The 26917-nt window shown below is 61.8% G+C and carries 28 protein-coding genes; 13 read left to right on the top strand and 15 right to left on the bottom strand.

Going from position 1 to position 26917, the window contains the following annotated elements; translation table 11 throughout:
* Positions 1-138: 138 nt before the first annotated feature.
* Both AB7951_RS11520 and AB7951_RS11515 read right to left on the bottom strand, forming a co-directional pair.
* Positions 139-2244, bottom strand: coding sequence for a DEAD/DEAH box helicase (locus AB7951_RS11520; RefSeq protein ID WP_093758332.1), 2106 nt, complete (start codon positions 2242-2244; stop codon positions 139-141).
* A 264-nt stretch (positions 2245-2508) separates the two neighbouring features.
* Positions 2509-2988, bottom strand: a complete 480-nt coding sequence (locus tag AB7951_RS11515; protein ID WP_093758331.1) for an MgtC/SapB family protein — start codon at positions 2986-2988, stop codon at positions 2509-2511.
* 126 nt (positions 2989-3114) lie between these two features.
* Between AB7951_RS11515 and AB7951_RS11510 the strand changes: the two genes are divergently transcribed.
* Together AB7951_RS11510 and AB7951_RS11505 are read left to right on the top strand one after the other, a co-directional pair.
* Entirely contained in the window at positions 3115-3798 is a 684-nt protein-coding gene (locus AB7951_RS11510; RefSeq protein ID WP_120292574.1) for a DUF2161 family putative PD-(D/E)XK-type phosphodiesterase, read from the top strand.
* 126 nt (positions 3799-3924) lie between these two features.
* Positions 3925-4224, top strand: coding sequence for a hypothetical protein (locus tag AB7951_RS11505; RefSeq protein WP_089263988.1), 300 nt, complete (start codon positions 3925-3927; stop codon positions 4222-4224).
* A gap of 89 nt (positions 4225-4313) precedes the next feature.
* On the opposite strand, the gene AB7951_RS11500 is transcribed toward AB7951_RS11505, so the two are convergent.
* Positions 4314-4946: a GNAT family N-acetyltransferase gene (locus AB7951_RS11500; RefSeq protein WP_120292405.1), complete on the bottom strand. Its 633-nt coding sequence runs from the start codon at positions 4944-4946 to the stop codon at positions 4314-4316.
* Between the two features lie 173 nt (positions 4947-5119).
* Complete coding sequence (locus tag AB7951_RS11495; protein ID WP_093759062.1) at positions 5120-5518, bottom strand: PaaI family thioesterase; 399 nt, start codon at positions 5516-5518, stop codon at positions 5120-5122.
* A gap of 113 nt (positions 5519-5631) precedes the next feature.
* Here AB7951_RS11495 and AB7951_RS11490 point away from each other — a divergent pair, with 113 nt between their 5' ends.
* Positions 5632-6414: a cobalamin-binding protein gene (locus tag AB7951_RS11490; RefSeq protein WP_120292403.1), complete on the top strand. Its 783-nt coding sequence runs from the start codon at positions 5632-5634 to the stop codon at positions 6412-6414.
* Between the two features lie 41 nt (positions 6415-6455).
* Here the strand turns inward: AB7951_RS11490 and AB7951_RS11485 are convergent, their stop codons facing one another.
* Positions 6456-7163 (bottom strand): pyridoxamine 5'-phosphate oxidase family protein, encoded by a 708-nt coding sequence (locus AB7951_RS11485; protein WP_441256114.1) that lies wholly within the window; start codon positions 7161-7163, stop codon positions 6456-6458.
* Between the two features lie 118 nt (positions 7164-7281).
* On the opposite strand from AB7951_RS11485, the gene pdxR reads away from it, so the two are divergent.
* The 3 genes from pdxR to AB7951_RS11470 all read left to right on the top strand — a co-directional run bounded on the left by pdxR (position 7282) and on the right by AB7951_RS11470 (position 9308).
* On the top strand, positions 7282-8775 hold the full coding sequence (gene pdxR, locus AB7951_RS11480) for a MocR-like pyridoxine biosynthesis transcription factor PdxR (protein ID WP_120292401.1): 1494 nt from the start codon (positions 7282-7284) through the stop codon (positions 8773-8775).
* Positions 8776-8896: 121 nt separating this feature from the next.
* Entirely contained in the window at positions 8897-9049 is a 153-nt protein-coding gene (locus AB7951_RS11475) for a hypothetical protein (RefSeq protein WP_165826841.1), read from the top strand.
* 13 nt (positions 9050-9062) lie between these two features.
* Positions 9063-9308, top strand: coding sequence for a DUF6719 family protein (locus AB7951_RS11470; protein ID WP_089263984.1), 246 nt, complete (start codon positions 9063-9065; stop codon positions 9306-9308).
* A 15-nt stretch (positions 9309-9323) separates the two neighbouring features.
* Here the strand turns inward: AB7951_RS11470 and AB7951_RS11465 are convergent, their stop codons facing one another.
* From AB7951_RS11465 to AB7951_RS11445, 5 genes are all read right to left on the bottom strand, one after another.
* Positions 9324-10160, bottom strand: coding sequence for an SDR family NAD(P)-dependent oxidoreductase (locus AB7951_RS11465; protein WP_244558278.1), 837 nt, complete (start codon positions 10158-10160; stop codon positions 9324-9326).
* Positions 10160-10609 carry a nuclear transport factor 2 family protein gene (locus AB7951_RS11460; RefSeq protein ID WP_120292399.1) on the bottom strand — a complete coding sequence of 150 codons (450 nt, stop codon included), beginning with the start codon at positions 10607-10609 and terminating at the stop codon, positions 10160-10162. Before AB7951_RS11460 ends, AB7951_RS11465 begins: the two co-directional genes overlap by 1 nt.
* Before the next feature lie 175 nt (positions 10610-10784).
* Complete coding sequence (locus AB7951_RS11455) at positions 10785-11171, bottom strand: hypothetical protein (RefSeq protein WP_120292397.1); 387 nt, start codon at positions 11169-11171, stop codon at positions 10785-10787.
* Positions 11172-11218: 47 nt separating this feature from the next.
* Positions 11219-11380 (bottom strand): hypothetical protein, encoded by a 162-nt coding sequence (locus tag AB7951_RS11450; protein WP_175366113.1) that lies wholly within the window; start codon positions 11378-11380, stop codon positions 11219-11221.
* 615 nt (positions 11381-11995) lie between these two features.
* A complete protein-coding gene (locus AB7951_RS11445; RefSeq protein ID WP_120292570.1) occupies positions 11996-12511 on the bottom strand; it encodes a CreA family protein in 516 nt (171 codons plus the stop codon).
* Between the two features lie 229 nt (positions 12512-12740).
* Here AB7951_RS11445 and AB7951_RS11440 point away from each other — a divergent pair, with 229 nt between their 5' ends.
* The 4 genes from AB7951_RS11440 (at position 12741) to AB7951_RS11425 (ending at position 16705) form a co-directional block, all read left to right on the top strand.
* Positions 12741-14357, top strand: a complete 1617-nt coding sequence (locus tag AB7951_RS11440; RefSeq protein ID WP_439061679.1) for a L,D-transpeptidase — start codon at positions 12741-12743, stop codon at positions 14355-14357.
* Between the two features lie 97 nt (positions 14358-14454).
* A complete protein-coding gene (locus tag AB7951_RS11435; protein WP_120292566.1) occupies positions 14455-15030 on the top strand; it encodes a glutathione peroxidase in 576 nt (191 codons plus the stop codon).
* A gap of 150 nt (positions 15031-15180) precedes the next feature.
* The gene (locus AB7951_RS11430; protein WP_068731103.1) at positions 15181-16125 is read left to right on the top strand and encodes a polysaccharide deacetylase family protein; all 945 of its coding nucleotides are present in this window, start codon (positions 15181-15183) and stop codon (positions 16123-16125) included.
* A gap of 22 nt (positions 16126-16147) precedes the next feature.
* On the top strand, positions 16148-16705 hold the full coding sequence (locus AB7951_RS11425) for a dihydrofolate reductase (RefSeq protein ID WP_120292393.1): 558 nt from the start codon (positions 16148-16150) through the stop codon (positions 16703-16705).
* A 7-nt stretch (positions 16706-16712) separates the two neighbouring features.
* Here the strand turns inward: AB7951_RS11425 and AB7951_RS11420 are convergent, their stop codons facing one another.
* The 4 genes from AB7951_RS11420 to AB7951_RS11405 form a co-directional block, all read right to left on the bottom strand.
* Positions 16713-17168: a DoxX family protein gene (locus tag AB7951_RS11420; RefSeq protein ID WP_089263975.1), complete on the bottom strand. Its 456-nt coding sequence runs from the start codon at positions 17166-17168 to the stop codon at positions 16713-16715.
* A 197-nt stretch (positions 17169-17365) separates the two neighbouring features.
* The gene (locus AB7951_RS11415; protein WP_089263974.1) at positions 17366-19675 is read right to left on the bottom strand and encodes an NADP-dependent malic enzyme; all 2310 of its coding nucleotides are present in this window, start codon (positions 19673-19675) and stop codon (positions 17366-17368) included.
* A gap of 67 nt (positions 19676-19742) precedes the next feature.
* Positions 19743-21515: an aspartate--tRNA ligase gene (aspS, locus tag AB7951_RS11410; protein WP_120292391.1), complete on the bottom strand. Its 1773-nt coding sequence runs from the start codon at positions 21513-21515 to the stop codon at positions 19743-19745.
* Positions 21516-21824: 309 nt separating this feature from the next.
* The gene (locus AB7951_RS11405; protein WP_158596856.1) at positions 21825-22052 is read right to left on the bottom strand and encodes a hypothetical protein; all 228 of its coding nucleotides are present in this window, start codon (positions 22050-22052) and stop codon (positions 21825-21827) included.
* On the opposite strand from AB7951_RS11405, the gene AB7951_RS11400 reads away from it, so the two are divergent.
* The 3 genes from AB7951_RS11400 to rnd all read left to right on the top strand — a co-directional run bounded on the left by AB7951_RS11400 (position 22024) and on the right by rnd (position 26479).
* Positions 22024-23703, top strand: coding sequence for a methyl-accepting chemotaxis protein (locus tag AB7951_RS11400; protein ID WP_120292564.1), 1680 nt, complete (start codon positions 22024-22026; stop codon positions 23701-23703). The two genes, AB7951_RS11405 and AB7951_RS11400, sit on opposite strands and share 29 nt — an antisense overlap.
* Before the next feature lie 50 nt (positions 23704-23753).
* Positions 23754-25229 carry a protein adenylyltransferase SelO gene (locus AB7951_RS11395; protein ID WP_120292389.1) on the top strand — a complete coding sequence of 492 codons (1476 nt, stop codon included), beginning with the start codon at positions 23754-23756 and terminating at the stop codon, positions 25227-25229.
* 101 nt (positions 25230-25330) lie between these two features.
* Positions 25331-26479, top strand: a complete 1149-nt coding sequence (gene rnd / locus AB7951_RS11390) for a ribonuclease D (RefSeq protein WP_120292387.1) — start codon at positions 25331-25333, stop codon at positions 26477-26479.
* A gap of 87 nt (positions 26480-26566) precedes the next feature.
* Here rnd and AB7951_RS11385 read toward each other — a convergent pair whose 3' ends face one another.
* Positions 26567-26860 carry a hypothetical protein gene (locus tag AB7951_RS11385; protein WP_089263970.1) on the bottom strand — a complete coding sequence of 98 codons (294 nt, stop codon included), beginning with the start codon at positions 26858-26860 and terminating at the stop codon, positions 26567-26569.
* Positions 26861-26917 lie beyond the last annotated feature (57 nt).

Raw genomic sequence — 26917 nt, 5'->3', positions numbered from 1 at the left:
CTATTTGTCCCACGCTCCGCCCTCATCCTGAGGAGCGGCCGCTTGGCCGCGTCTCGAAGGATGATTGCATATCACCAACTCATGGTTCGAGACGCGCGCTAAAGTAGCGCGCTCCTCACCATGAGGTCGGAGCCCAGACTACCCGGCGTTGCCCCAGATCTTTTTCTTCTTGCCGAAAGCCGGCTTGGCAGCTGGCGCACCGCCATCGCGCTTGGCCTTGGCGACGTAGGGCGGCTTGTCCGCGCGTGGTTTCTTGTCGAACTTCGGCTTGCCTTCGTAACGCGTGTCTTCGCTGCGGGGCTTTGCATAAGCCGGCTTGTCGGCGCGCACCGGATCGTATTTCGGCTTGCCGTCGAACTTGGGCTTGCCTTCATACTTCGGCTTGTCGTCGAAACGCGGTTTGCCCTCGTAGCGCGGCTTGTCGCCCTGGTAAGGCTTGTCGCTCTTCGGCTTGTCCTTCCAGGACTTCTCCTTATAGGCACCCTTGTCCTTGAAGTCCGGACGGTCGCCATCGGATCTGAAGCTGGGCTTGCGCGGGCGCTTGTTGGAATAGTCGCGATCTTCCGGCGCCGTGCGGCTCGATGCGACCGCGCCTTCCGGACCGTTAGCTAGCGGCTCGATGTGGATATTGTCTTCCTTGTCCGGACGCTTGATCATGGTCGCGAACTTCTCAGCCGCGGCTGCCGAAATCTCGAATTCCGAATTGCCGTCATAGATCTTGATCGCGCCGATATCGGCCTTCTCGATGCCGCCGCGACGGCAGATCATCGGCAGCAACCAACGCGCTTCGGCATTCTTCTGCCGGCCGATGGCGACGCGGAACCACTTGGCGCCCTCGCCCATCGGTTCGCTCTTCTTCGGGGTCTTGCGGACCGGAGCGCCTTCTTCGTCCCGGCGACGGCTGCCGGGGCGATCCTCGCGACCGCGGAACGTGCCGGGATCCTGCACATCTTCCGGCGACGGCAGACGCGAACGATACAGCCGCGCCAGCGCCGCTGCGATCTCCTCGGCCGAACGCTCGGCGAGCATCGCGCGCGCCAGCGTCAGATCGTCCTCGGTGGACTCTTCAGTGAACAACGTATCCTGCAGCATGCGCTGCTGATCGAGCACGCGGATTTCCTCGACGGTCGGCGCTGATCCCCAGACGGCATCCGTGCCAGCGAGATTGAGCAGCATCTCGGCGCGGCGACGGCGCGATGGTGGCACCAAGAGAACACTGACGCCCTTGCGGCCGGCACGGCCAGTACGACCCGAGCGATGCTGCATCACTTCCGGATCGTTCGGCAGGTCGGAGTGAATGACGAGACCGAGATTGGGCAAATCGATACCGCGCGCAGCCACGTCGGTGGCGACGCAAACCCGTGCGCGACCATCGCGCAGCGCCTGCAGCGCGTGAGTACGCTCGTTCTGCGACAGTTCGCCCGACAGAGCGACGACCGAGAAGCCGCGCTCCAGCAGAACGGTCTGCAGATGGTTCACCGCATTGCGGGTGTTGCAGAACACGATGCTGCTCGGCGATTCAAAATAGCGGAGCACGTTGACGACAGCGTGTTCGACGTCGTTCGGCGAAATCCGGATCGCACGATATTCGATGTCGGAGTGGCCACCTTCGGTGCCAGCGACTTCGACGCGGAACGCCTGCTGCTGATACTGCTTGGCCAGATTGGCGATGCCGCGCGGCAACGTTGCCGAGAACAGCAGCGTACGGCGGGATGCCGGCGTGGTCTTGAGGATGAACTCCATGTCTTCGCGAAAGCCCATGTCGAGCATTTCGTCGGCTTCATCGAGCACCACGGCCTTCAGTTCGGAGACGTCGAGGCGGTTGCGACGCAGATGGTCGCATAGACGTCCGGGCGTACCGACGACGATATGCGCGCCTGCGGCCAGTTCGCGCTGCTCCTTGCGCGGATCCATACCGCCCACGCAGGAAACGACACGCGCTCCGGCATATTGATAGAGCCAGGTCAGCTCGCCATGCACCTGCAGCGCGAGTTCGCGCGTCGGTGCGACGATCAGCGCCAGCGGCGATCCAGCCTTCGGCAGCTTCTCCGCACCTTCGAGCAGATTTTCGGCGATCGCCAGACCATAAGCGACGGTCTTGCCGGAGCCAGTCTGCGCAGACACGAGAAGATCACGACCGACAGCATCGTCAGCGAGGACAGCGGCCTGGACGGGGGTGGATTCATTGTAGTTGCGCTCAGCCAACGCGCGGGCGAGCGACGGACCAGTCGAGAGAAATGACACAGATGTAAACCTTGGTTGCAGCGGACCGCGTCGCGGTCGGACTCATTGAGATCCACGGGATCAATACTTGGGACCAAACGGAAACGAATCTGCCGCCCTTCAGTTGGCGGTCACGTCGGGTCCAGGAGTCCGGTGCGTATCGGGATCGACGGAGCTTTACGCTGCTTCGCAGCAAAAGGCCAATCATTGCTGCCATGTGCCGGCGAAATCGGGCGAATTGAGGTTAACCCTCACAGAATTGCGCCAGCACCGGTATTTTGTCGCTCAAATTTCGCTGGGAGGCTTTTTAACGTCCTCTTCCGTCTTTGGCCCCTCCTGCTTGAAAGGTACCAGGAGCCAAAGAGTCAGGAAGGTGAACAGCGAGATGACGACCGCCACGTCATAGGCGCCGAGGCCCACGGCAGCGCCAGTTGCGCCGGTTGCCCACAGACTGGCTGCAGTGGCGGTACCACGCACCGAGCCGTTGTCTTTTAAAATGGCGCCGCCGCCGATAAACCCCATGCCGGTCATCAGACCTTCGATGATGCGCGCCGTGCCTTCGGGATGACCGTTCAGAAACCCCTCAGTGGCCTGGACGATGCCGCAAGTGGCGAGCGCGACCAGCGGAAAGGTGCGCAGCCCGGCGCTGCGCTCGGCACGCTCGCGATTCCAGCCGATGGGCAGCGCCAGAACATAGGCGATCGACATGGCGATCAGATGCGGCAACAGACGAAAGCTGTCCGACATTTCCAGAAGGGTCTTCACCGGGTCTCCGATCGCACAGGGATAAAGCCCCTCGGGTGTCGCCGCGGGCCAACCCGGATAAACTCCGCCGGTGAGTCGCGGTTGCAGCGACGCATCGTCTCATGGACCTCGGCTTGGACGTTCGATTTGGAAACCTCGCTCTACCTTCCGGTGAAACACTTCCTCGAAGGCCTTGGCTTTACGGTCAAAGGCGAGATTGGCGGTTGCGATCTCGTGGCGCTGAATGGCGATGATCCACCAATCGTTGTGATCGGCGAGCTCAAGCTCAGCTTCAATCTCGAACTGATCCTGCAGGCTGTCGATCGCGCCGGCGCCTGTGATGAAGTCTGGGTCGCCGCCAAACTCTCCATTCGCGGCAAGGGGCGCGAGAGCGATGCGCGCTACCGCAACCTCTGCCGCAGACTCGGCTTCGGCATGCTGGGAATTACCGAAGCTGGCGGCGTCGAGGTTCTCGTTGCACCGGCCACAGTTGCGCCGCGGCGCAATCCGAAGAAACGTTCGCGCCTGATCACCGAGCACAAGAAGCGCCAAGGCGATCCTGCGCTCGGCGGCAGCACGCGTGCGCCGATCATGACGGCCTATCGCCAGCAGGCGCTCGCTTGCGCTGCGATGCTCGTCGTCGGTCCGCGCAAGGTGCGTGAGCTCACGCCGGATTATCCGGATGCGCAGAAGATCCTGCATCGCAATGTCTATGGCTGGTTCGAAAGTCCGGCGCGCGGCACCTACGCGCTCACCGATGCGGGTTACGCGGCGCTGAAACGTTGGCCGCAACCCCAACGGGATACCGCCCCGCCATCCGCTTTGTCGTAAAGCTACTGACCAAACTCTTTCTCGTTTTCCGGGAACAAGTTTGCATGGCTGCTTTGTCGCGGTAATTCCATATTGCAATGCAACAACTGCTCGCTTAGGTATCGCAAATCAACACTGAGGCGAGCGATGAGCGAAGACTGGAACACGAAATATGGAACGCGGCGCGTACGGCGCGATCCCCCGACCCTGGAAGAAGCCATCTTCGCCGCGATGGGTATCACCGAGGATCTCGATCAGCAGGCGGAGATCGCCGCCTCGCTGATGGGCATGCCGTTCGACGCCGTGCAGGCTGAAGTGAAGAAGGCCAATCGTTCGACCGGCACGCTGCGCGTGACCCGCGTTATCGCAGGCGAGCAAGGTGCTCAGCGTTCGGTGGTCGTGGAACGTCGCGTGACGCGCAAATTCGGTAACGACAAGCGCATCTGATTTTGAGGGCGCTCACAGCCCTCCCCGCAGTCGCAAAAAAGGCCTCGTTCACCACGAGGCCTTTTTCTTTGTCGCGATAGTTTCTTGGCTCAGGACGATTTGCCCCAGCCGGCGAGCTTCAACCACAGACCCCAGTAAGCCCGGTTATAGTCGGCCACCGCGCGCGCCACATCGAGCGCCGAGGTCTTGGGCTGCGGCGCGACACCAGCGCCCATGGGATCGCGCAGGTCTATAACTCCCGTGGATTCGCCGTGCCGGAACGACAGGTGCGCACCGAACTTGTTGGCCAGTGCACGCATCGCATCGTTCTGCGCGCCGGTGGTGATACGCAGCCTCGCGTAGCCCATCGACCGCGCCTTGGCGATCAGCTTCGTGAACAGGATGCTGCCAACGCCCTTGCGGCGCACGATGGCTTCAACGCTGAAGGCAATCTCGGGCAGCGAGTCCGGCGACAGGTCGGCTTGATGCAATTCGGCGGCGCCGCGCACGATGCCATCCTCGAAGTAAACGAGAATGACGGTGCCGGTATTGACGGACTTCTCGGCGTAACGTGCAACCCATTCGTCGTCGAGCGAACCGTTGAAACGATCGCGGCGGCTCTCGCGATCCAGTCTCAAGAGATGTTCGCGGAACAGCGGCAGCTCGCGGGCTGCAAGGACACGCACATGTCCGCGGGCCGGAGCCCGAGTCGAAATGGCAATGGTGGTGGCTGCGTCTAACATGGTCAAAATCCTCAAGTTGCCCTCGAGGAAAGCGTCGATTCCCTAGACACCCTATATTGTGCGACGCACCATGAAATTCAAGGGCGTAGATGCCGCACCTGCCAGCGCCCACTGCAAGTGAGCCATGCAATTATCCAGCATTAATAAAACCTTAAGCGCGACACACCACCGCCTTACAGCACCAGTTGGGTCTGCGTCACGACGCCCACCAGCTTGCCCTCTTCGGTCTCGATTCGGGTCTGCCATACCTGCGTCCTCCGCCCCCGATGAACCGGCGTTGCGATGGCGCGCACGGTGCTTCCTGCTTTCGCCCCGCCTGTGAAATTGGTCTTACTCTCGATGGTCGTCGTTCCCTTGGCGCCCTCCGGCAGATTGATGACCGTCGCCGCCGCACCAACCGCATCGGCGAGCGCCATCACCGCGCCGCCATGGATCGTATGGCCGAGTGTGCACAGGTCCTCGCGCACCAGCATCGTGGCAACGACGCGTTCCAGGTCGGCGTCGGTAAAGGTCACGCCCATCGAGACCGAAAACGGCATCGCGAGGCTGTGGATCTTGTCGAGCGGCGTCATACTGGCCTCAACTCCCTGCGGTTTGTCTTACCCATCGTTGTGCGGGCTTGATGAAATTTCACGACACAACACCATGCCGTGACAAGCCCTTTGTTAACAGGCATATCGGCATCATGCGCCACTTCCCGCCACGCCGGATCGTCTGCCTTACGGAAGAGACCGTAGAGACGCTTTATCTGCTCGGCGAACAGGATCGCATCGTCGGCGTTTCCGGCTATGCGGTGCGGCCCCCGCAGGTTCGGCACGAAAAGCCGCGGGTGTCCGCGTTCATCTCGGCCGACCTGCCGAAGATCCTCGCACTCGATCCTGACTTGGTGCTGTGCTTCTCCGATCTGCAGGCTGAAATCGCCGCAGACCTGACGCGCGCTGGCATCGCCGTTCATGTATTCAACCAGCGCGACATGGCCGGCATTCTGGCGATGGTCCGCACGCTCGGCGCGATGGTGGACGCCAGCGAACGCGCAAATCAGCTCGCAACGCGCTTGGAGCTGCGACTTTCCAGCGTCAATGCTGCAGCAAACTTGCGGCAGAACAAGCCGCGCGTCTATTTCGAGGAATGGGACGAGCCGCTGATTACCGGGATCGGCTGGGTGTCCGAACTGATCGAGATCGCCGGCGGCGAAGACGCTTTTCCGCAGCTTCGACATCAGAAGGCAGCGAAGGATCGCATCGTCATGCCAGCCGACGTGATTGCCACGGCCCCCGATGTGATCCTCGCCTCGTGGTGCGGCAAGAAAGTCGTGCCCGATAAAATCCGGCAGCGACCGGGCTGGAACGCGATTCCTGCCGTGCGCGACAATCGCATCTATGAGATCAAATCGCCGCTGATCCTGCAGCCAGGACCAGCAGCGTTGACGGACGGACTCGACGCGATCGTCGCGGCGCTGTGGCCGTAACCGGCACGAGCACCGACGCCGTCATCTGAGATGCTCGCCCCTTACCCCTTCGGGTACTGCAGAAAATAGGCATCGGTCAGTGCATCTTCGAGCAGCCGGCCTTCCGAATATGCTTTTAAGGATGCCGGCCGTTCGACACCGGGCAACAACCGCGGACACGGCTCCGGCGCACCGATCACCGTCCTCACCGGAATGCGCTCGGCATAGATCGGCAGTTCGTAATCCTCGTCATCGTCAGCCACGCCCTTGGCGCGAATTTTTGCCGACGCCTCCTCGATCTCCATGGCGATGAAGGACGTCGCCTTCATCTCCTGTGCCGTGGTCTCGCGCAGACTGGCGGTGCGATCCGGAAAGAAACGGTCGACCATCGCGATGCCAGCCTGCTCCTTCTCGTCGGGATCGGTGACGAGATAAGCGTTTCCGAATGCCATCACCGCACGGTAGTCCGCTGAATGATTGAAGCCGCAACGTGCCAGCACGAGGCTGTCGAGAAAGGCCACCGTGAGACAGACGCGTTGCTGCGCGGTCTGGTTCTTCAGCATGCGGCTGGCGCTACTGCCATGCCAGTACAGTTTCGTGCCTTCGCGCCAGAAGAAGGTCGGCGTGCAATAGGGCTGCCCGTCGATCACGTAGGACGCATGGCACATCATCGATGCGTCCAGAATTTTATGGACGGTCTCGTGGTCGTAGAAGCCGCGGTCATGGCGTCGCTTCACGCGATTGCGCGCCGTGAGCGGATATGACGCGATGTCTGCGTTCGTCGGTTCATCGGTCTTCAGTTCGGCTGTGGTCACGGCAATTCCCCGTCAATTGGAAGCGTTCGAATGTGTTGTACCGCCACATTTGGTCTGCGATAGTGCCAATTCCATGCGAAAAATTCCGACCAATTCGGCGAAGCCAATTTCGAAGCCCGAGCTGCCGCTCGATCTCACGGGCGCGCATATCACCGAAGGATCGTCCTCGCAGGATCGGCTCTATCAGGCGCTGTGTCATGCCATCACCGGCGGCGTCGCCAAGCCCGGCGAAGCTTTGCCGCCGTCCCGTATTCTCGCCAAGCAAACCGGCATTCAGCGCAACGCCGTCACCAATGCCTATGAGCGGCTGATCGCCGATGGCTTTGCCATTGCACGCGTCGGCTCCGGCACTTTCGTCGCCGCGCGTATCCCGACGCGGAGCAGCAGCAAGCCGACAAAGACCATCGCCATCGACGCACCGCAGCGGGGCACGCTCGCGCTCGGCTGCACGCATATCGACGAACAGGCGCTGCGCCGTTTTCGCGCTTTCGCCGGCCGCCGCCTGCGCGCTTTCGGCGCCGAGCATCTGCACTACGGCGATCCCCGCGGCAGTCATGAACTACGCACCGCCATCGCCAATCATCTTCTGTCGGCGCGTGGGCTACGCTGCGATCCCGATCAGATCATGCTGACATCGGGCACACAGCACGGGCTGCGCATCGTGCTGTCAGCCATTCTCAAGCCAGGCGAACAGATCTGGTGCGAGGACCCCGGTTACCCCGCCGCACGAAAATCGATCGAACATTGCGGCGCCCGGCCGGTGTCGGTGCCGGTCGATGACTTCGGCCTGATCGTCGCCAGGGGCCGTGCCACGGCGCCATCTGCGCGCGCGGCCTATGTCACGCCCTCGCATCAATTTCCACTCGGCGTGCAAATGGCGATGCCGCGGCGTCTTGAATTGCTCGACTGGGCGAAGGACGCCGGCGCATGGATATTCGAAGACGATTACGACAGCGAGTTTCGCTATGACGGCGCGCCGTTGCTGTCGCTCGCCGGCATCGATCACCTGCAACGCGTGATCTATATGGGCACGTTTGCCAAGACTCTGTTTCCCGGTCTGCGCATCGGCTACTGCGCCCTGCCCGAACGCCTGATTGGCCCGGTCACGACGGCGCGCGCGGCGATGGACCGCTTTCCCGGCACATTGATGGAAGGCGCCGTCGCCGACATGTTGAACTCCGGCGCCTTCGCGGCCAACCTGCGCAAGATGCGGAACATCTATCGCGAGGCGCGCGACGCTCTGGCGACGACGTTGACGGATGCGTCGGACGGGCAACTGACCGTGCCGGTGCCGTCACAGGGCCTGCATCTGGTGGCGAAGTTCGCGCCCGCGACGTCGCTTGAGATCGCCGCAAAGGCCAAGGCTGCAGCCGGCGTCGAGGGCTGGTTGCTGGCTGACACCTATCTGCGCGCTCGCCCTGCGCCGGGCTTCGTGCTCGGCTTCGCCGGCCATCCCATTCGTCAACTTGTCGCATCGGCGGAAAAACTGGCGAAAGCCTCAGCGGCGAGTTTGCGCGCCCACCGCAAGCCTGCAGCAAAGACGCGTGGAACCCGCGCGGGGGGCTAAAACTTGAGGCTGGCTGGCACTCAATGCCGGCAACCGCTGCGCTTCTAGAATCGGATGCGCATCCCTACAATCCAGGCAGACAAAATGCCCAGCAGGCAGATCTGCCCCCAACGGAGACCTCATGTCCGGCAATCGCAACGTGCTCTACCTGATCATCGGCGCGCTGATCGTCGGCATCGGCGTGCTCGGCTACAATCTCTACCAGACCAAGAAAGAACCCAGCGGGCTGCAGATCAATGTCGGCCCCGACGGCCTCAAGATCCAGAACAAGTAATAAAGGTCGCACAATGCGCTCGGCAATTTGGCTATCAGGAATTCTGGCTTCGCTTGCGTTAGCGACGCCGGCGCTTGCGATCGATCAGGTCAACCGCGAACAGGACATTGTTGATGTCCGCCTCGGCCAGCGCATTCTGGTCGATGACGGCTCTTGCCCCACCGGCCAGATCAAGGAAGTGTCCGGCACGACGCTGACCACGTCCGGTGTGACGCGTGTTCGCAAATGCGTTCCCCGCGCGGGCACCAAGACGCGCTAGTCCAAGACATGCTCATCAATGTCGCAGCGGCTCGCTTGGCGGCACCGGTGAACCGGTCTGGCCCACACTCGCACCGCCATCGATCGCTAGCGTAATCCCTGTGATCCAGCGGGCCTCGTCGCTGGCAAGAAACAGAACACCATAGCCGATATCCCAGCCGGTCCCTTCGGTGCCCAGCAGTGTGCCCGCTGCGCGCGCCTTGCGCATCTCATCACTCATGCCACGCGACGCCACCATCGGCGTATAGACCGTGCCGGGAGCGATGCAGTTGACGCGAATGCCGTCGCGGCCGTGATGTGCCGCCATCGCTCTGGTGAGGCCGATCACCGCCGATTTCGACGTTGGATACAACAAGCTCGGATGGCCACCACGCAGGCCGGCGATCGACGTCAGGTTGATGATCGAGCCGCCGCCGGATTTCATCATTTCCGGAATCGCATACTTCGCCATCAGCATCATTGAGGCAACGTTGATACGCATGGCGCCGTCCCAGGCGCGGTCGTCGACCTCGATGGCGTCGCCGCGCGGCCCGGTGAGGCCAACATTGTTGACGAGGATATCAAGACGGCCAAAGCCTTCGACGGTGCGTTCGACGATCGCCTCGCATGACGCGCGATCACTGACATCGCCGTCATAGATCTGCGTGATGCCGCCCTCCACAGCGATCAATCGCGCGGTTTCTTCGGCAGCGTCTACGTCGGTGTCGACCAACGCGACGCGCGCGCCATGCCGCGCCAACAACACCGCTGCGGCACGCCCGTTGCCAATGCCATCGCCGCGGGAACCCGCACCGGTGATAATGGCGACCTTGCCTTTCAATCGATCGTCACGCTGGGGCTGCGCCATATCCATCAGAACATGCCGTTGGTGTTAGCGGATTTTTCTGGGATCGGCTGAACGGCATCCCAATGTTCGACGATCTTGCCGTTCTCAAGCTTGAAGATGTCGATGATCGCGTTACCGCGCGTGCCCTTTTCGCGCACGGCATGCACATGCAGGATCACATAGTCGCCGTCGGCGAAGGCCTGCTTGATCTCGCTATGCGAGTCCGGGAATTTCTCCCGCAGGAAACCGATAAAGCCTTTGAAGCCCTCGACACCATCAGCCGCGTTGGGATTGTGCTGAACATAACGCGGACCGAAATATTTGGATGCCGCCTCGAAGTCCTTTTGGTTGAGGCCCTTCTCATAGAATTCAACGACGGCTTTCTTGTTGGCTTCCTGGGTGCTGGCATCTGCAGCTAACGCCGCGCCGGTCAGAAATATCGAGACACACGTCAAGCCGATCGAAACAAATCGCATAAAAAATCCCTCGGTTCCCACCAATTCAATTAGTAGCGAATCCACCCACCTAACGGTGGTGTAGCAAAACGCTATCATCGGCAGTAACGGGATGACGAGAGGGAAAGACAGAAATCCGCTATCATTTTGGCGCGACGACGCAGCGCAAAAAGATCACGCGAACTAACTGAGTGGTTCAATCCAGCGGCGCCGGATCATACATGCATTGCAGGGTCGGCTTCGCGATCTGCGTGAAGGTCGCGCTGATCATCGACTGCTTGGATGCCGGGATCCAGTCCTTCTCGATGGTAGGCACGCCGCGCTCGCTAATGCCCCGCAGCAGTGCCTCGCGCAAATCGACGTCTTCCACCGTTGCTACAGCATGGTCATGCAGGCAGCCGCACACTTCTTCTGGATGCGCCCATCGCCCGACCATATGCGGCGAGCACAGGCGGACGAATTCGCCGCGCTGGTCCGGCAATTTCCGCCACGACCAGATCTGCGCCTGCGCTGCACTTCCCGTGATGGAACTTGCAAGGGTGGCAGCGACAACAATGGCGGTCAGAACACGTGGTCGGGTCATTTCAAAACTTTTCTTGTTGTTTCTCGGTTGTCTACCCGCGATCGAAATCAGCGTACGTAGGCCACAACCATCGGCGCAGCAGCACTGATCGCGGGCGAACCGGTAAAGGCGAACGTACCGATACCGGGTAGGTTACCATCGGTGGAACCGGCCATCGACGGGCCGGCCAGGATGAAGGCGAAAGCGAGGATGAAGCTGATGGTGCGCATCTGACGTCTCCAGTTCGGCAGCGCTTCCCGCCGCGTCGTTGGCAAATGGATAACCAATGGCGGTTTCGGCACGTCTGCGACCCAAGAGGAAAATGGTTTCGTCTGCCTGCTCAATTGTTTCGTCGCGCCCATCCGACGACACAATCCGGGCGGTTACTATGCGAACGGCTCGAAAAGAACGCCTTGGAAAGGATGTCTCGAAAGTTCGTCTGGCTGTCGCACGCCCTTAACAAAACTGAACCTAAACGCGGCTAAAGCGACTTCAGGAGAGCGTATGCAACCTTTTCAGGCGACTGCGCGTTTCTGTTCACTTGGAAGAGAAGGAATGCAGTCGTGGGAACTGGCAACAACGACGTTGGCAAGGATACCCCGATCAGCGCCCCCGGACGGCCACTGATCTCCACGGTACACGCGCGCGCCAAATGCCAAGGCGCCATGTCGCAGCAGGGCTACGGCTCGCACGGCAACGAGTGCTATCCGCAGCAGCTAGTCCAGCTCGTGGGCTATCGTGACCCGCAGCCGCAGCAGTCATGGGACCGCTTGCGCACGAAACGCGTCGTCACCCACTCCGCTGAATAGCGAAGCACGGCTAAGTTCTAGCGGCCGATAGATCGCTTATTTGATGAAGTCGCCGCATTTCTGGACGGCAACGTCTGACTGCCCCCAGGGCATGATCGGAACTGATGACGTCGAGTTCTTCGGCGAACCCTCGATGATCCGGTCCGAATAGACCATGTAAACCAGCACGTTTCGCTTGGCGTCGCAGCCCCGGACGATTTGCATTTTCTTGAAAAAAAGACTGCGGCGCTGCCGGAACATGTCCTCGCCCTGATCGCTCTTGGCCTTGAACGTGATGGGACCGATCTGCCGGCACGCGAGCGAGATGTCCGAAACTTCTTCGGCCAGACCGAGCCAGCCCTTGAAGCCGCCCTTTTCAGGCACCGTGAAGTGGCAGGCGACGCCGTCGACTTCGGGGTCGTCGACGCCATAGGTCGCCAGCTTGTCGTTCGGGCTGAGCCATTTGAACACGGTCGAGCGCCGGAAGATCAGATCCGGTTCATCCGCAGCCTGCGCCGGGACAATTGCCAACGCCGCGAATGCCGAAAGCGCCAGGACGCCGCGCCGCAACATCTTGGTGAGCCCGCCAGATCCATTAAACGTCATGCAACTCTCCGTGACCGATCCAGAATATGTAGGCATTCCAACCGGATTCGGAAGCCAGGATGCCCCTCTGTTAATTCAATGTGAGGCTTTTTTGCTAGGCTGATCCCGACTCAGCGGTAGCCAGATCACTCATGCTGGTGAACCCATCTCGCGCCTGCGAGACTAATGTTTTCAGATGGATTCGAGGATATTGGACGTGGGTGTATTTCAGTTGTCGTGGGGATCAACGGACAAGAGCCGCTTTCTGGGCAGCACATTCTTTTCCGGCAGCTTCCTGCGGATCGCACTCGTCGCCATGGCCGGCATGACCGTGGCGGCGCCTGCCGATGCGGCGGTGTTCTGGACCGACGAAAACCCAATGATCATGCGGGAGATCGAACCGCCGGCGCCGCAACCGCAGCAGCGCCAGAAGAAGCTGAAGCGTCTTGGCGCCAAACTTGAGAAACAGGTCAAGGAACACGCCAAGCCGGTCGGCCCGCTGGTGATCGCCATCTCGATCGAGCGACAGTCACTGCGAGTGTTCGACGCCAACGGCCTGTTCGCGGAAACACCGGTCTCCACCGGTATGCGCGGCCATTCGACGCCCATGGGCGTGTTCAGCATCATCCAGAAGAACAAATGGCACCGCTCCAACATCTATAGCGGCGCGCCGATGCCCTACATGCAGCGTATCACCTGGTCGGGCATTGCTTTGCATGCCGGCGCGCTGCCAGGCTATCCGGCGTCCCACGGCTGCATCCGCATGCCGATGGCCTTTGCGACCAAAATCTGGGGCTGGACCCGCATGGGCGCCCGCGTGATCATCGCGCCCGGCGAAATCTCCCCGGCGGAAATCTCGCATCCGCTGCTCGCCGCTCAGAAGGCCGCGCCGGGTACGGTCGCGGCAGCGGCGCCTCAAGACGTCCAGGCGTCGCCAAAGGCTGATAAGGCATCGACAGATGCGAAGCCCCAAGACCTCGGTCTGAGGCCATCCGCCGCCGACCGCGCCAAGACTCAGACCGCCGATGCCAGCAATGCGATGACAAAACCGGCGCCCGCGACTGTGATGTCGGACGCCACACCTGCAAAGGTCGAAAGCACCGTCAAAACCGCCGAGCCCGAGATCATGACGCGCCGCGATCTCGACGCCGCCATTGCCAAAGTCGTCGAATTGCCGACCCCCGAGGTCAAATCGGCAGAGACCGTCGCGGAAGCGCCAGCCAAGCTGGAACCTGCCAAGACGGAAGCACCGAAGGCGGAAATCGCAAAAGCTGACGTCGCACCGGCCGTCGCCAGTGTGCCCGACGTCAAGAAGGACGAAACGCGCCCCGCCGATTCAGCCAACGCCGAGATGCCTGCGGCACCTGCCGCCGATGCGACGCCAAAGCGGTCCGGCCAGATTGCCGTGCTGGTCAGCGGCAAGGACGGCAAGCTCTATGTGCGGCAGAATTTCGCGCCGCTGTTCGAGACGCCGATCGCCATCAAGCCCAGCGATCGCCCGCTCGGCACTCACATCTTTACCGCCCGCACCGACAAGGATGATACCAAGGCGTTTCACTGGACTGCAGTCTCGCTGCCTGCCGTCCCGCGTCGCGCCGACGAGGACGACAATGTTTCGCGTCGCCGCAAATCCACTGGCGCGGTTGAAGTGAAAACCCGTCCTCTGCCAAACAGCGCCGCAGAGGCGCTCGACCGCCTGACGATCCCTGCGGACGCCATGGCACAGATTACCGAAGCGCTCGCGAGCGGCGGCTCCATCGTGGTGTCCGATCAGGGCATTGCCGCCGGCGGCGAGACCGGCCAGGGCACCGAATTCGTGGTGCCGCTGCGCTAGCCTCGTTCACTCCGGCCCTGTAACAGCTTGTTGAGTGCGTCATCTCGGAGATGACGCTACTCTGCTCGCGACACAGGCTGGGCTACGACGAATGGCGATGATCAATCGCAGGCAGATACTGACAACGGTATTGGGCGCGGCAAGTGCTGTGGCGGTCGCGCGTCACGCCTCGGCGCAAGGCGCCGTGAGCCGCATGACCGCCTATGGCTTCGCGTTTCCCGGCCTCAAGGGTGGCGACATCAAACTTGCCGACTATGCCGGCCGCCCGATCATGGTGGTCAACACCGCCTCGCAATGCGGCTTCACCCCGCAATATGCCGGGCTTCAGACACTGTGGACCGAGTTCCGCGAGCGCGGCTTGATGATCGTCGGCGTGCCCTCCAATGACTTCGGCGGACAGGAGCCGGGCAGCGCCAAGGAGATCGCCGAGATTACCGAGGGACATTTCGGCATCGGTTTCCCGATGGCCGCCAAGACAATCGTGAAGGGACCGAACGCGCACCCCTTCTACAAATGGGCGGCAGAGGCACGGCCGCGCGACCTGCCGCGGTGGAACTTTCACAAATATCTGGTCGGACGCGATGGCTACCTCGTCGACTCATTTGCCTCCGAATTCGAACCGACCGATACACGCATCAAGACCGCAGTCGGACGCGCCCTGACCGCGGCTTGAGCGGTTCAATATCGATCCAAGCGCTGACTGGGGATAAAGGCCGTTGCCATAGCGGTACCGCCTGAAATCGCGCTAGAATTGCGGCCACGACCATCTGGATCAGCCCGACCACCTCGCTGACGACGCTGGTCGCAGGTCAAGGGGGACGTGATGCGCAGTGCGGCAGGTCTGATTTTTGCGAGCGCTATTTCATTGTGGGCAGCAGGCGCACAGGCGCAGGCACCCAAAGCCGGTGTTGCTGCCCCCGCCCCCGCGGCAACGCCTGCGCCGCCACCGGCGCCCGCGGCTGCACCTGCCCCCGCCAAATCGACCTGCGCCAATCCCGATGCGCTCGGCGTCAGCCGTGTGGTCGAGATCGACACGACGGGTGGTCCGGGCTTCGGCTTCGAACATTTCAAGCAGCTCGACTTCCTGCGCGACAAGGAAGTGGTGCTGACCTTCGACGATGGTCCATGGCAGACTACGACGCCGACTGTGTTGAAGACGCTCGCCGACGAATGCGTCAAGGCGGTGTTCTTCCCGATCGGCAAGCACGCCACCTATTATCCGGAGGTGCTCAAGCAGGTCGCTGCGGCCGGCCATACCATCGGCGGACACACCTGGGCTCATATCGCGCTGACCAACAAGAAACTGACCCAGCAGCAGCGCATTGATGAAATCGAGAAAGGCTTCAGCGCGGTAAAGTGGGCACTCGGCTCAGCCCCCGCACCGTTCTTCCGCGCTCCGGCGCTGCAGCACCCGCCGGAAATCGTCACCTATCTCGGCACGCGCAACATGGCGATCTTCTCCTGTGACATCGACTCGTTCGACTTCAAGACGCGCAAGTCCGAACAGGTCATCACCAATGTGATGACCAAGCTCGACAAGCTCGGTAAGGGTATCATCCTGATGCACGACTTCCAGAAGCACACCGCCGAAGCGCTGCCGACCCTGCTGCGCAAGCTCAAGGCCGGTGGCTACAAGGTCGTGCATATGCGGGCCAAGGCGCCCGTACAGACCATCGCGTCCTATGATGAAGCGATCGTCAAGGACGCCAAGCTGCCGACGGTCAGCAGCCGTCCTGTGAACAGCGTCGTCCAGACGATCTCGGAATAATGAGGACTCGTCGACGCCCCTGATGCCCGCATTTCGTTTCAACGGCTACGTCATCGTCTCGGCGGACGGCATGCTCGCCGATGCCAGTGGCGTGATGCCCGATACCCTCAAATTTCCCGGCGACCTCGCCTTTTTCACCGCAGGTCTCGACCGTGCCGACCTGATCGTGCACGGCAGGCATTCGTTCGAGGATCAGCCGAATTCACCGAAACGCAAGCGCATCATCGTCAGCCGCAGCATCGCTGCCATAGGCCCCGATCCCGAAAACAACAAAGCCACGCTGTGGAATCCGGCCGGCGCATCTTTCGAAGACGCTTGCGCGCATGCGGGCGTTCATGCCGGCACCGTCGCCGTCATCGGCGGCCCCAGCGTATTCGAGATGTTCTTTGATCGCATCGACGTGTTTTGGCTGTCGCAGGCGCCGCATGTCCGCCTGCCCGGCGGCGAGGGATGCTTCCCCGGCGTCCCCGAACGATCACCGCAGGACATTCTCTCCAGTCACGGTATGCAAACGAGCGAGGTACAGATCCTCGACACCACACATGAAGTCACAGTAACGGCCTGGCGGCGGGTGTCCTGAGCGACAACTACACTTCGTTGTAGCCGCCCGGCAGCCGCGCGCTGCGGCCGATACCGGCGATCATGAAGAGGCCACCGATCAGCGACAGGTTCTTCAGCGCGTGGATCATCTGGTTCTTGGCCTCAGGACCGGTCAGGTTCCAGAAGTCGTGGAAGTAGAACGTTGCGGCCATCACGAACAGCACCAGCACCAGGGCGAAGAAGCGCGCGCCCAGATTCAGCGCGACGAGGATACCGCCGACCAGTTCCAGTGTCGCAACGGCGATTGCAAGAATCTGCTTCAATTCCATGCCCGCCAGCCCTTCGAGCTGTGTCGCATAGGGCGTCACGACCGCAGGGATCGTCGGGATAACCTTGTTCGCGATCGCATCTGCTGTTGCGCTGAGGTCGAGAAACTTGGATGCGCCGGACGCAATGAAGATCACGGCAAAGAGAATGCGCCCGAAAGTAATAAACGCTGGCATTGGTCGGCCTCGCTGGACTGCAATAAATACTTGTCGAAATACGTGACGAGTATGATCATTCCATCACATTTTTCAAACGAACAAATGGATGACCTCGTTGGCGTCATCCATTTGTCGCGATGCTTCTCAGATTGGCGAACTATCCAAAAGCGCAATAGCCGGGCAGCATCCAGCCAGCGCGAGGCTGACTGAACGCGCTAGCCGAATAGGCTCGCCTGCGGACGCCCTGCACGCTCCTGCGCCTCGACAGCCGCAACCGCCGTCATGTTGAGGATACCACGCGCTGTCACCCCCGGCGTCAGGATATGCGCCGGACGCGCCGGGCCGATCAAGATCGGGCCGACCGGGAGCGCATCCGCCAGCGTCTTGATCATCTGATAAGCGACATTGGCGGCATCGAGCGTCGGCATGATGAGGACATTCGCCGAGCCCTCGAGTTTCGAATGCGGCAGCACGATCTTGCGGGCCGCTTCCGACAACGCGGTGTCGCCCTGCATTTCGCCATCGGACTCGATTTCCGGATGCTTCTCACGCAGCAATGCTGCGGCGCGGCGCATCTTGCGCGAAGAGTCCGTATCGTAGCTGCCAAAGTCAGAATGCGACACGAAAGCGATCTTCGGCTTCATGGCGAAGCGCTGCACGTGGTTGGCAGCGAGCGCCGCGATTTCCGCGAGTTCTTCCGCGCTCGGATTCGGACGCACCTGCGTATCAGCGATGAAGTGCGCACCCTTGCTGGTGATCATCAGCGACAGCGCTGCAAAATCGCTGACGCCCGGCAGGAAGCCGATGATCTCGCGCACATGGCGCAGATGGCTCATGTAGCGGCCTTCGACGCCGCAGATCATTGCATCCGCCTCGCCGCGGATCACGGCGAGCGCGGCGATCACCGTCGCATTGGTGCGGACGACCGTGCGCGCAGCATCCGGCGTCACGCCGCGACGGCCGGCCACGTCGATATAGGACTGCACGTAAGAGCGATAACGCGGATCGTCCTCGGGATTGATCAGGTCGAAATCCTGGCCGGCCTGGATCGCCAGACCGAACCGCTTGATGCGGGCTTCGACGACCGACGGACGGCCAACGAGGATCGGACGCGCCAGCTTCTCTTCCAGCACCACCTGCACGGCGCGCAGCACGCGCTCGTCTTCGCCTTCGGCATAAATCACGCGCACCGGCTGGGTCTTTGCCTTCGCGAAGACCGGCTTCATCACCAGACCGGAGCGGAATGCGAAACGCTCGAGACCTGCGGTGTATTCCTCGAAATTGGCGATCGGGCGCGAGGCCACGCCGGATTCCATCGCCGCCTTGGCGACGGCCGGCGCGATGCGCAGGATCAGGCGTGGATCGAACGGGCTCGGGATCAGCGACCCCGGACCGAAGCCCTGGGTCTCGTTGTCGAAGCCGGCGGTCACAGCATCCGACGGCGGGTCTTGCGCAAGCTGCGCGATGGCATCGACGGCAGCGATCTTCATCGCCTCATTGATCGCCGTCGCACCACAATCGAGTGCACCGCGGAAGATGAACGGGAAACAAAGGACGTTATTGACCTGGTTCGGAAAATCCGACCGGCCGGTGCAGATCATCGCGTCCGGGCGTGCCTTGCGCGCTTCGTCCGGCATGATCTCCGGCGTCGGATTGGCCAGCGCCATCACCAGCGGCTTGTCGGCCATCGCCTTGACCATCTCGGGCTTCAGCACGCCCGGAGCGGAGACGCCCAAGAAAATATCGGCGCCGGCGATGACATCGCCCAGCACGCGCGCATCGGTCTTCTGCGCATAGACCGCCTTCCAGCGATCCATCAGGGTGTTGCGGCCCTCATGCACGACACCGTCGATATCGCAGACCCAGATGTTCTTCTTCTGCGCGCCCAGCGACACCAGAAGATTGAGACAGGCGATCGCCGCAGCGCCAGCACCCGAGCAGACGATCTTGACGTTCTTTATGTTCTTGCCGTTGAGCAGCAGCGCATTCTTGATCGCGGCGCCGACGATGATGGCGGTGCCATGCTGATCGTCGTGAAACACCGGGATCTTCATGCGCTCTTTAAGCTGCGCCTCGATCTCGAAACATTCCGGACCCTTGATGTCCTCAAGGTTGATGCCACCGAAGGTCGGCTCCAGTGCCGAGACGACCTCGACCACGCGCTCGATGGTGTCGGCGGCGATCTCGATGTCGAACACGTCGATGCCGGCGAATTTCTTGAAGAGGACCGCCTTGCCTTCCATCACCGGCTTCGAGGCCAGCGGGCCGATATTCCCGAGACCAAGCACGGCCGTGCCGTTGGAGACGACAGCCACGAGATTGGCGCGCGAGGTCAGCGACGCCGCTTCATTGGGGTCGGCTGCGATCGCGAGACACGGCGCCGCCACGCCCGGCGAATAGGCCAGCGCCAGATCGCGCTGGTTGGCGAGCGGCTTGGTAGCCTGGATTTCGAGCTTACCCGGCTTGGGAAGGCGGTGATAGGCAAGCGCCGCGCGCGAAAGATCGTCGGAGGATGAAGAAGACATGCGTGCTCCCGCGCGTCATAAAACAAAAGTTAGGTAGAAGGGCGTTTCTTCTTGTTGGCTTGCTGGACTACTTGTCCTGCAGATTGAGACGGATATGCGCTTCACGCAACTGCTTCGGCGAAGCCTCTGACGGTGCGCCCATCAACAAATCTTCAGCACGCTGGTTCATCGGGAAGAGTGAGATCTCGCGCAGGTTGTTCGTACCGCAGAGCAGCATCACGATACGATCGACGCCTGCCGCCATACCGCCATGGGGCGGCGCGCCGTACTGGAAGGCGCGATACATGCCGCCAAAGCGCTCGACCACCGTCTCCTCGCCATAGCCGGCGATCTCGAACGCCTTCACCATCGCTTCTGGCTTGTGATTACGGATGCCGCCCGACGCGATCTCGTAGCCGTTGCAGGTGATGTCGTACTGGAAGGCCTTGATGGTTAGCGGATCCTGACCGGTCAACGCATCCATGCCACCCTGCGGCATCGAGAACGGGTTGTGCGAGAAGTCGACCTTCTTGTCGTCCTCGTTGTACTCGTACATCGGGAAATCGACGATCCAGGCCAGCGCGAAGCGCTCCTTATCGATCAGGTTGAGCTCTTCGCCGACCTTGGTGCGTGCGAGACCAGCAAACTTGTAGAATTTCTCGGGATCGCCCGCGACGAAGAACGCGGCATCGCCGGCCTTCAGGCCGAGCTGCTGACGGATCGCTTCAGTGCGCTCCGGTCCGATGTTGTTGGCCAAGGGACCAGCGCCCTCACCGCCTTCACGCCACATGATGTAACCGAGGCCCGGCTGGCCTTCGCCTTGCGCCCAGGAATTCATGCGGTCGCAGAATGCACGGCTGCCGCCACCGGGACCGGGGATCGCCCAGACCTGATTCTTGTCGTCTTCGAGCATGCGCGCGAACACCTTGAAGCCGGAGCCGCGGAAGTGCTCCGCCGTGTTCTGCATCTCGATCGGGTTGCGCAGGTCCGGCTTGTCGGTGCCGTATTTGCGGAGCGACTCTGCGTAAGGAATCTTCGGCCAGTCCTTGTTGACCGGCTTGCCCTTGGCGAATTCCTCGAACACGCCGGTGATGACCGGCTGCACGGCCGCGAACACGTCTTCCTGCTCGACGAAGCTCATTTCGAGATCGAGCTGGTAGAATTCGCCGGGCAGACGATCGGCACGCGGATCCTCGTCGCGGAAACATGGCGCGATCTGGAAGTAGCGGTCGAAGCCCGACATCATCAGCAGCTGCTTGTACTGCTGCGGAGCCTGCGGCAGCGCGTAGAACTTGCCGGGATGGATGCGCGACGGCACCAGGAAGTCGCGCGCGCCTTCCGGCGACGACGCGGTGAGGATGGGCGTCTGGAATTCGAAGAAGCCCTGCTCCTTCATCCGCTTGCGCATCGAGTCGACGATGGCGCCGCGGGTCATGATGTTCGCATGCAGCTTCTCGCGACGCAGGTCGAGGAAGCGATATTTCAGGCGGATGTCTTCCGGATAGTCCTGATCACCAAACACCGGCAGCGGCAGTTCGGCCGCGGGGCCGAGCACCTCGATGGCATCGATATAGATCTCGACATCGCCGGTGGGCAGTTCGGCATTCTCGGTGCCGCCGGGACGACGACGCACCTTGCCGTCGATCTTCACAACCCATTCCGAGCGCAGCGTCTCGGCGACCTTAAACGCCGGCGAGTCCGGGTCGGCGACGCATTGGGTCAGGCCGTAATGGTCGCGCAAATCGATGAAGAGCACGCCGCCATGGTCGCGGATACGATGGCACCACCCCGACAGGCGAACGGTCTGGTCGATATGGCTGTCGCGGAGCGCGCCGCAGGTGTGAGACCGGTAGCGATGCATGGGTATCCTGGAAATACGTCAGAGGGCGGAATCGGGTTCGCGATCAAGCGCGAAGCGCAGGGTTTACCCGACCGCACCCGACGCGGCAACCAAAGCTCGGCGATCAGATCGCCCGAATTTGCGGGCCGCGACTGCATCACCGGAGGCCTCCGACCGATGAATTTCGGACTACCATTTCCAAATGCAATCGAGTGATCGGAAAACCTCCCGCAACGCGGGAACTACATGATTGCACACGCAATAACCAGCTACCTCGGGTCAAGCACCATCGGCACCCGGATACGTCGCGTCGGTATTTCAGCACCAGATTCAACTACTTAAAGCGGTATTTGTGTCAAAATTTACTGAACGTTGACGACCACCATTCACTGTCTTGCCGTGAACCCAGCCCGTTTTGAAGGCAGGTGATTCAACTGGAACTTGCTGCTTCTTGCCCTGCCGCAACCCAAGGCAGCCGCCATTTCGGCTGACCGGCGTCGCAGCCTTAGAACCGCCGAGGAATATGTTCGTGCTCGCCAGATATTCGATCAGTACCAAGCTGTTTGTCATTGTCGCTTTTCTCTTCGTGGTGATCGCGGGCATCGGCACCCTCGCCTTCATGCAGATGCGAGCCATCAACGCAGCAACCCAGGATATCCAGACGCAGTGGCTCCCCAGCGTCCGCTGGATCGGCGAAATGCGCGTTCAGTCGGCGCGGTATCGCGCAGTGCTGCGCGACCACCTGATCGTGGCCGATGCCGACCGTCCGGATGTCGACAAGAACCTCGCCGCCCGCAAATCGGACTTTGAAAAGGCAGCAAAGGCCTATGCCCCGCTGGTGTCGTCGCCGGCAGAGCGCGAATTGGCCGACAAGCTCGACGCAGAATGGAAGGCTTTCATCGCCGCGGGCAACGACGTCCAGGCCCTCGCCAACAAGGGCGATGTGGCGGCAGCCAAAGAGATCAACGCCAAGAAGGTCGTTCCGACCGGCCGCGCCATGGACGGCACATTGGCCAAGCTCGTTGAGTTGAACGACAAGGGCGCCGAAGTGGCCGGCAGCAATGCGAACGCAACCTATGCCAACGCCATCTGGATGATGGTTATCATTCTCGGCGCCTCGGTCGTGCTCGGTCTCGGCGCTGCCATGTATCTGGTGCGCGACATCTCCGGCGGCATCGCCTCGATCCTGAAGCCGATGGGCCAGCTAACCGATGGGCAGCTGGAGGCCGTTATCCCGCATCAGGGCGAGAGCACCGAGATCGGCCGCATCGCCAGCGCGTTGCAGATATTCAAGGACGCCCTCATCGCCAAGCGTGCTGCGGATCAGGCTGCCGGTGCCGAAGCCGCAATCAAGGCCGCCCGTGCGGAAACCATTACGAAGGCGACCAGCAACTTCGAGTCGATGATCAGCGAGCTGGTTGGTTCGCTTTCATCCGCCTCGACCGAGCTCGAAGCCTCCGCCACCACGCTGACCCGCACGTCGGATATCACCATGACCCTGTCGGGCTCGGCAGCGTCTGCATCGCATACGGTGTCGAGCAACGTTCAGTCGGTGGCCGCGGCAACGGAAGAAATCACCTCGTCGGTGAATGAAATCGGCCGCCAGGTTCATGAATCGAATCGTATCGCTTCGACCGCCGTGCTGCAGGCCGAGAAGACCAATGAAAGCATTACCAAACTCACGCAGGCCACTGCACGGATCGATGACGTCGTGAAGCTCATCACCGCCGTTGCCGAACAAACCAACCTGCTGGCGCTCAACGCCACCATCGAGGCGGCGCGCGCCGGTGACGCCGGCCGCGGCTTCGCAGTCGTCGCCGCCGAAGTGAAGGCGCTGGCGTCGCAGACCGCCAAGGCCACCGACGAAATCAGCATGCAGATCGCCGGCATGCAGGCGGCCAGTGCGGAGACCGTCGAGACCATCAAGGAGATCGGCTCGACCATCACGCTGATTTCCGAAGTCTCGTCGGCCATCGCAGCGGCGGTTGAGGAACAGGGCGCAGCGACACAGGAAATCGCGCGCAATGTCCAGCAGTCGGCCCAGCTCAGCACCCAGGTCGCCAGCGAGGTCACCGAGGTCAATCGCGGCGCCAGCGAGACCGGTTCAGCCTCCACGCAGGTGCTGGCTGCAGCGCAGTCGCTATCGCTCGAAAGCAATCGCCTGAAGGACGAAGTCGACCGGTTCCTCGATACGGTTCGCGCCGCTTGAGACCACTTTCAGCGGTTGCCTAACACGTCATGGCCCCCCATCTTGGGGCCATGACAGTCCACTTCCCGTTCGACAACAGCTATGCCGCCCTGCCCGCGAATTTCTTCGCCCGCGTTGCACCGACGCCGGTGACAGCGCCGCGGCTGATTAAGCTGAACCGCGCACTGGCCGACCAACTCCGCATCGATCCTGACTGGCTAGCCAGTCCCGAGGGCGTCGAAGTCCTCGCCGGCAAGCGCGTGCCCGATGGCGCCGATCCCCTCGCGATGGCCTATGCCGGACATCAGTTCGGACATTTCGTGGCGCAGCTCGGCGACGGGCGCGCGATCCTGCTCGGCGAGGTCATTGACCGCGACGGCGTGCGCCGCGACATCCAGCTCAAGGGTTCCGGTCCGACACCGTTCTCGCGCCGCGGCGATGGCCGTGCTGCGCTTGGTCCGGTGATCCGGGAATATATCGTCAGCGAAGCCATGGCGGCCCTGGGCATTCCCACAACGCGCTCCCTCGCCGCCGTCCTCACGGGCGAACGGGTTCAGCGTGAGACGATGCTGCCGGGCGCCGTGCTGACTCGCGTCGCCTCAAGCCATATTCGCGTCGGCACGTTTCAGTTTTTCGCCGCGCGCGAGGATATCGCCGGCGTCAAACAACTCGCCGATCATGTGATCAACAGGCACTATCCCGACGCAGCCGAAGCCGAACATCCCATTCGCGCCTTGCTCGATGCAGTGATCCGCCGTCAGGCCGAACTTGTCGCACGCTGGCTGCATGTCGGCTTCATCCATGGTGTGATGAACACCGACAACTGCTCGGTATCGGGCGAGACCATCGATTACGGCCCCTGCGCCTTCATGGACGCCTACGATCCCGCGACGGTGTACAGCTCGATCGACGAGATGGGCCGCTACGCCTATGCGAACCAGCCGCGCATCGCGCTGTGGAATCTGACGCGCTTCGCCGAGACGCTGCTGCCGCTGATCGACAGCGACGAGAAGACCGCCATCGAAATCGCGCAGGCCGCATTGGGCGAATTCTCCGATATTTTCGACACGGCCTATCAGGCCGGTCTCCGCCGAAAGCTCGGGCTGTTCACCAGCCAGCCGGACGATGCCGCATTGGCGCAGGATCTGCTGACCGCCATGACCGCCAATCAGGCCGATTTCACCCTGACCTTCCGCCGCCTCGGCGCCGCCGCGGTTGACGCAGACAGCGACGAAGCCGTCCGCGGACTGTTCATCGATCCGACGGCGTTTGACGCCTGGGCCGTGAACTGGCGGGCACGACTCGGCCGGGAGTCGCAGGACGCCGGTACCCGCCATCAGGCCATGCAGACGATCAATCCAGCCTTCATCCCCCGCAATCATCGCGTCGAGGCGGTGATCCAGGCGGCGCTGGCCGACGACTACGCGCCGTTCGAGAAATTGCTGGCCGTACTGGCGAAACCCTATGAAGATCAACCGGAGATGGCGGATTACGCCGAGCCGCCGGAGCCGGATCAGCGCGTACTGAAGACCTTCTGCGGCACCTAAACACCCTCATTCTATCGGAGCAGACCTCCAATCTGCCCGAAACACCTTGACTCAACAGGTTTTTCGGCCGAACGCCTTGGCAAAAGCGTTATGGACCGTCCATGGAACTGATCACGACCACTGCCCAGCTGACTGCCGCGTGCGAGCGACTTGCCAAGCACCCCGTCATTACGGTCGATACGGAATTCCTCCGCGAGACCACTTATTACCCGCTGCTCTGCGTGGTCCAGATGGCCAGCGCGGAAGACGCGCTGGTGATCGACACGCTTGCCGAGGGCATCGACCTCACGTCGTTCTTCGACCTGATGGCCAACGAGGCCGTGCTGAAGGTCTTCCATGCTGCGCGGCAGGACATCGAAATCATCGTGCATCGCGCTGGCGTGGTGCCGCATCCGATCTTCGACACCCAGGTCGCAGCCATGGTGCTCGGCTACGGTGACAGCATTGCCTATGACCAGCTCGTCGAACGCGTCACTGGCCACCGCCCCGACAAGACCCACCGCTTTACCGATTGGTCGCGCCGTCCGCTGACCGAAGAGCAGTTGCACTACGCCGTCTCCGACGTCACCCATCTGCGCGACGTGTTCGCCAAGCTCGATGCCGATCTGAAGAAGCGCGACCGCAGCGATTGGGTCAGCGAGGAAATGGAAATTCTCACCTCGCCAAAGACCTATGATTTCCATCCCGAGCGCGCCTGGGAACGGCTGAAGACCCGCGTCCGCAAGCCGAAAGAGCTCGCAGTGCTGATGGAAGTCGCGGCCTGGCGCGAACAGGAAGCGCAGAGCCGCGATGTGCCGCGCTCGCGCGTGCTGAAGGACGATGCCGTCGGCGATATCGCGACCCATGCGCCGACTTCGCTGGAGAAGCTCGCCAATCTGCGTTCGCTGCCGAAGGGCTTTGATCGCTCCAAGTGGGGCAGCGACATTGTCGCCGCCGTCCAGCGTGGCATCGCCCGCGATCCCGCCACGTTGCCGAAGATCGAGAAGCCACGCGGCAATTCCAACGGCGCAGCCACCGTCGAACTGCTGAAGGTGTTGCTGCGCATGACCTCTGAGCGTCACGCCGTCGCCAGCAAGGTCATCGCCACCGTCGACGATCTCGAGCAGATCGCCACCGACGACAATGCCGACGTCGGCGCCCTGCACGGCTGGCGGCGCGAGTTGTTCGGCGAGGCCGCCCTGGCGCTCAAGCATGGCCGCCTTGCATTGGCGATGGAAAAAGGCCGGGTGATCCGGGTCGATCGCGCGTAGGCTGCGTCGTCCAAGGTAGCGCTCAAATTGCCTGCCGCAGGGCGAGGCGTACAGCATCCCGCCCTGCGAGACGTAATGACGATCGTTTTACGCCGCCGATCTGTTCTTGATGGCTCCGACGATTGCCGTCAGCACCGCACCTGCGACACCGCCTCCGGCCACCTGACCGATCAGCGAACCGATATCGGTGGTTGCCGATGCGTTTGAAAGCATAGGAATCAGCATTCCGAGAATTTGACCGCCAACGCCGCCACCTATTGCACCTGCGATCGTGTTGCCGATTGTACCAAGATCGACAGACTTCGATGCACCGCCGGCAACATTTCCGCCAATCGCGCCACCAATCAGTTGAACGATAAGGTTGATCAGAAGGGCTGACATTTCGACTCTCCCGGTCCGGAAATCGTATGTACTTGCCGCGTGGACCAAAACGGCCGC

Source organism: Tardiphaga sp. 285_C5_N1_2, assembly GCF_052076065.1.
GTDB classification, from domain to species: Bacteria; Pseudomonadota; Alphaproteobacteria; order Rhizobiales; family Xanthobacteraceae; genus Tardiphaga; species Tardiphaga robiniae.
The sequence above is the reverse complement of the archived record's forward strand: the minus strand, read 5'-3'. Positions and strand labels throughout refer to the sequence as shown.